4 protein-coding genes are annotated in these 4,359 nt (G+C 36.1%); all 4 read right to left on the minus strand.

Features of this window, described 5'->3' with window-relative positions; all coding sequences use genetic code 11:
- A partial coding sequence (locus E1140_RS02780) for a tetratricopeptide repeat protein (protein ID WP_155178813.1) occupies nt 1-1,020 on the minus strand: 1,020 nt, incomplete at its 3' end.
- Nucleotides 1,021-1,029: 9 nt separating this feature from the next.
- A complete protein-coding gene (locus E1140_RS02785; RefSeq protein ID WP_155178815.1) occupies nt 1,030-2,031 on the minus strand; it encodes a sugar phosphate nucleotidyltransferase in 1,002 nt (333 codons plus the stop codon).
- Between the two features lie 38 nt (nt 2,032-2,069).
- A complete protein-coding gene (locus tag E1140_RS02790) occupies nt 2,070-3,539 on the minus strand; it encodes an oligosaccharide flippase family protein (RefSeq protein WP_155178817.1) in 1,470 nt (489 codons plus the stop codon).
- A 12-nt stretch (nt 3,540-3,551) separates the two neighbouring features.
- Nucleotides 3,552-4,334, minus strand: coding sequence for an enoyl-CoA hydratase/isomerase family protein (locus E1140_RS02795; protein ID WP_155178819.1), 783 nt, complete (start codon nt 4,332-4,334; stop codon nt 3,552-3,554).
- Nucleotides 4,335-4,359 lie beyond the last annotated feature (25 nt).

The raw sequence follows: 4,359 nt of genomic DNA on the forward strand, positions 1-4,359 counted from the left end.
AATGGCAGCCTTGTAATTTTTTACAGACTGCTCGGGTTTATTGGCCTGCTGCAATAAATCACCGTAAATAATATGGGCATCAGCTACTTCAGGATGCACATCTACTAATATTTCTGCTAAGGGAGTAGCAAACTGCAGTAATTGCTCTGCCGTTAGTTCTGATCTGTACTCCGCTAGCAACTGTACTTTGTTATCAGGGTTATAATCAGGGTTTTTAAAAATCACTTTTAAATCTTCCAGTGCTCCGGGATAGTCGTCATTTCTTCGTTTAAGTTCAGCCAATACCATTCGGGACTGATATCCATCTGGGTTCTCTGTTAAATATTCATTCAAATACTTTTTGGCCTGAGCATCCTGCTTATTATGAATAAGAATCTCAGCTTGCTTTAAAACATAACCTTCTTCACCAGGAAAAGTAGATATCAACTTATCACCTTCTGCAAGTGCTTTGTCAGGCTGGTTTAGCTGAAGATAAATTTTCTGTTTTTGAAAGGAAATCTCTTCCGACACTCCATAAGAATCTTCTATTCTGTTGTAGGTGCTAAGTGCATCATCATAGCGCTGCTGATATAGATATAACGCAGCGAGCTCAAAAAGGTAGATTTCCGTTTTCTCGATTTTACTAACAAGATCTTCATACACCTTTGCTGCTTCGGGGAAATTCCCCATTTGGGTATAGATATCAGCTAAAAGAACATAGAAGTATTTGTTCTTGTCGTCAAGATCAACGGCCTTTTTAGCATTCGTCAACGCTTTATCTAATTCACTACTTTGAGAGTAAATTTGACCAATCTTAAAATAAACAGTGGCGTTATCCGGCCCTGTATCTAAAGATTTTTGGAATAGAACTAAAGCCTTGGCATAGTCCTCAAGAATGTAATACTTTTCACCTTCGGTGAAGTAAAATTCGGCTTCCCTTAAGTTCTTATCAGAATTTTTCTTTTTTTGACCCAATACAAATCCATTTCCTGCAAACATTAGCAGAATGATAAACAGGATATGAACTTTACGGATGGTCATTAAGATAATTTAAACTATCGAATTGAAATCTCCAACACTCATGTCGTCTGAAGAACCTTCCAAGGTAACGAAATTGCCAATCATTGAGTTTTTCAAATTCGCATTATTTAACTCACTGTTGGTCTGAATGATAGAATTTTGGATGATAGAACTCTTAATTGTTGTATTATCGCCAATGGATACATGTGGCCCGATAACACAATTTTCTAGCACTACATTTTCGCCAGCGTAAACAGGCGGTATAATCACAGAGTTTTTGTTGACCACTGTTGAATGTACCAGATTTTCATCTTTGATAAATTCAAGATATCTCTTATTAGTATATACGGTAGCATTTTTGTTACCACAATCAAGCCACTCAGACACCTGTCCAGGTACAAAATTGGTTCCTTTATTTTTCATGTTCTCAAGGGCATTGGTTAATTGAAACTCACCTTTATCCTTGATGTCATTGTCTAACAAATATTGTAATTCTGATTTAAGAAATGCTCCGTTTTTGAAATAGTAGATTCCAATAATTGCTAAATCAGATATGAATTCTTCAGGCTTCTCAACGAAATCGGTAATTACATCTCCTTCTATTTTTATTACTCCAAAGGCAGATGGGTCATCAACCTGCTGCACCCAGATGATTCCATCTTTAGACGCGTCAAGTTTAAAGTCAGCCTTAAATAACGTGTCAGCAAATGCTACCACTACATTGCCTTCAAGCAATGATTGAGCACATAATATAGCGTGAGCTGTACCCAAAGCCTCATCCTGATAAAATATTCTTCCCTGACCTCCTACTTCTTCTGCAATCTTTAGAAGGGTAGCTTCTACTTCTTTACCAAAATGCCTGCCTATAATAAAACCAATTTCACCAATAGCGGAATCACACACTTTAACAATATCCTCTACTAAACGGTGTACTATTGGTTTTCCCGCAATAGGTATAAGAGGTTTAGGAGTAGTTAATGTATGTGGGCGCATTCTTTTGCCCATGCCTGCCATAGGTATAATTATATTCATAGCTTTTATTTTAAATCAGGCTTCAAAACTAATAAAAATTAGAAGGTTTTGGTTGCCAAATTCTTTTTTTCAAACCAAATGAGAAAGATTAAAATGATTGCTGAAAAAGCTATTCTAATAATGGACTCTAAAACAAAATTTGAGATGTGCCATGTAAAGAAGAAATATACAATGGTTAAGGAGATTGCCAAATAGGGGATTAGCTTTTGAAATTTGTAGGGTACTGGGAAATATTTTTGACCATATAAATAGCAGGCTAATGACATAATAGCATAGCATATTATAATACTAATAGCACAGCCGATTAAACCAATAATTGGAATTAATAGTACATTGGCAGCAATCATTATTATTACACCCAGAATACTAAAATAGGTGCCAAACTTCGTTTTGTCTGTAAGTTTAAACCAGATGCTCAAGTTTAAATATACTCCATAGAGTAACTTACCAAATAACAGTAGTGGAACCAGATAAAGTGCCACGCGATACTCAGGGCTTCTTAAAAAAATAAAGGCTATCAGATCTACATTGATGCTAACTAAAACAAATAATAAAAGGCCAGATATTACAAAGTAATGCATAACCTTTGCGAATAACTCAGGAGCATTTTTATCCTCAGCTTTAGAAAAGAAAAATGGTTCTCCCGCATATCTAAAAGCTTGTATAGCTAGCATCATAAAAATCCCTAGCTTTAATAGTTGACCATATACCCCAACTGCTTCTGTACTATTCATGTCATTGTAAAAGGTGTCAGGGAGCATGTATTCGAGTAATATCTTATCTAATTGCTCATTAAGCATGCCTGCCAGACCCATTAAAAATATTGGAAATGCATAAAAAAGAATTGGCTTAAACTCATCCCAATTAAACCTTAATCGGATAAGCTTGATTTCGCTGAATAGAATTATAATTAGTGAAGCGTTGGCAATGAGGTTAGAGAGAAAAATAAAGCCAATGCCAATATTCCATGGTTCAGTATCTGGAGCAAATGATTGTTGAATTATTGGTAGTAATAATAAAAGGACAACCTGCAAAACTATATTAAGCAGAATGTTAATAATCTTAGCAGTTGCAAATTTTCGTGCTTTATTCTCATGCCTCAATTTGGCAAATGGAATAGCAAGGAAAGAATCAATCCAAAGTATAATGGCGAGCCATCTAATATATAAAGCCGTGTCAGGATATTTAATCAGGTAGGCCAGAGAGTCCGAGAAAATGAAAATAAACACAGAAAATAAAGTGCTTATCACAATCACCGCTGAAGATGTGAGCTGAAAGGCGTTTAAAGGGTTCTTCTTTACAAATCTAAAATAGGCCGTTTCCATACCAAAAGTATAGATAATCATGAATATGGCTGTATAGGCATATAGGTTAGTTACTATACCTAATTCTCCTCTTGCAAAAACGATGGTGTGGAGTGGAACCAATGCATAGTTGATAAGCCTACCTAAAATACTGCTAACACCGTAAATGGCCGTTTGGCCTGCGAGACTTTTAAGCTGACTCATTCAAATCCGATGTTATTCACCTTTAAATGTGGGCTTTCTTTTTTCTAAAAATGCAGTGGTGCCTTCCTTAAAATCATTAGTTGTGGTACAATGTGCAAAATCATTAGCTTCTGTCTGATAACCGTCTTCATTACTGAAATAAGCGTTAATACAGTTGACAACCATGCCAATTGCTAATGGAGCTTTTGCAATAATTTTGCCTATTATTTTATTGCATAATTCATGTAATTCTTCTCTCGTCTGAACAACATGATTTACCAATCCTAATGACAAAGCTTCATCAGCCGATATCATATCTCCAGTCATCATTAGTTCGAAGGCCTTTCCCTTACCCACTAGTTGAGTTAATCTCTGCGTACCTCCATAGCCAGGAATGACGCCCAAGTTTACTTCAGGTTGACCAAATTTGGCATTTGAAGTTGCTATGCGAATATGACAAGCCATGGCTAATTCGCACCCGCCACCTAATGCAAAGCCATTAACAGCTGCTATAACGGGCTTTGGACAATTTTCGATAGAGCTAAATACCTCCTGACCCTTTTCAGCAAATTTACGAGCATTCATTTCATTGAGGGTAGCTATTTCTGTAATGTCTGCACCTGCAACAAAAGCTTTTTCACCTTCTCCAGTTAAAATTAGTCCTTTTACTTCTGGGTTATCATAGACCTCTGTCATGAGCTGCCTGATATCCTCAATAGTTTGAATATTTAAAGCATTTAAGCTTTGAGGCCTGTTTATGGTAGCTGTGAGCACACCATTGTCCAGATTTGTTTTGATATTTTCTAATGAAATCATGCGTAAATATTTAATAATATAAAGT

This window comes from Fulvivirga lutimaris, assembly GCF_009711525.1.
Classification (GTDB): domain Bacteria; phylum Bacteroidota; class Bacteroidia; order Cytophagales; family Cyclobacteriaceae; genus Fulvivirga; species Fulvivirga lutimaris.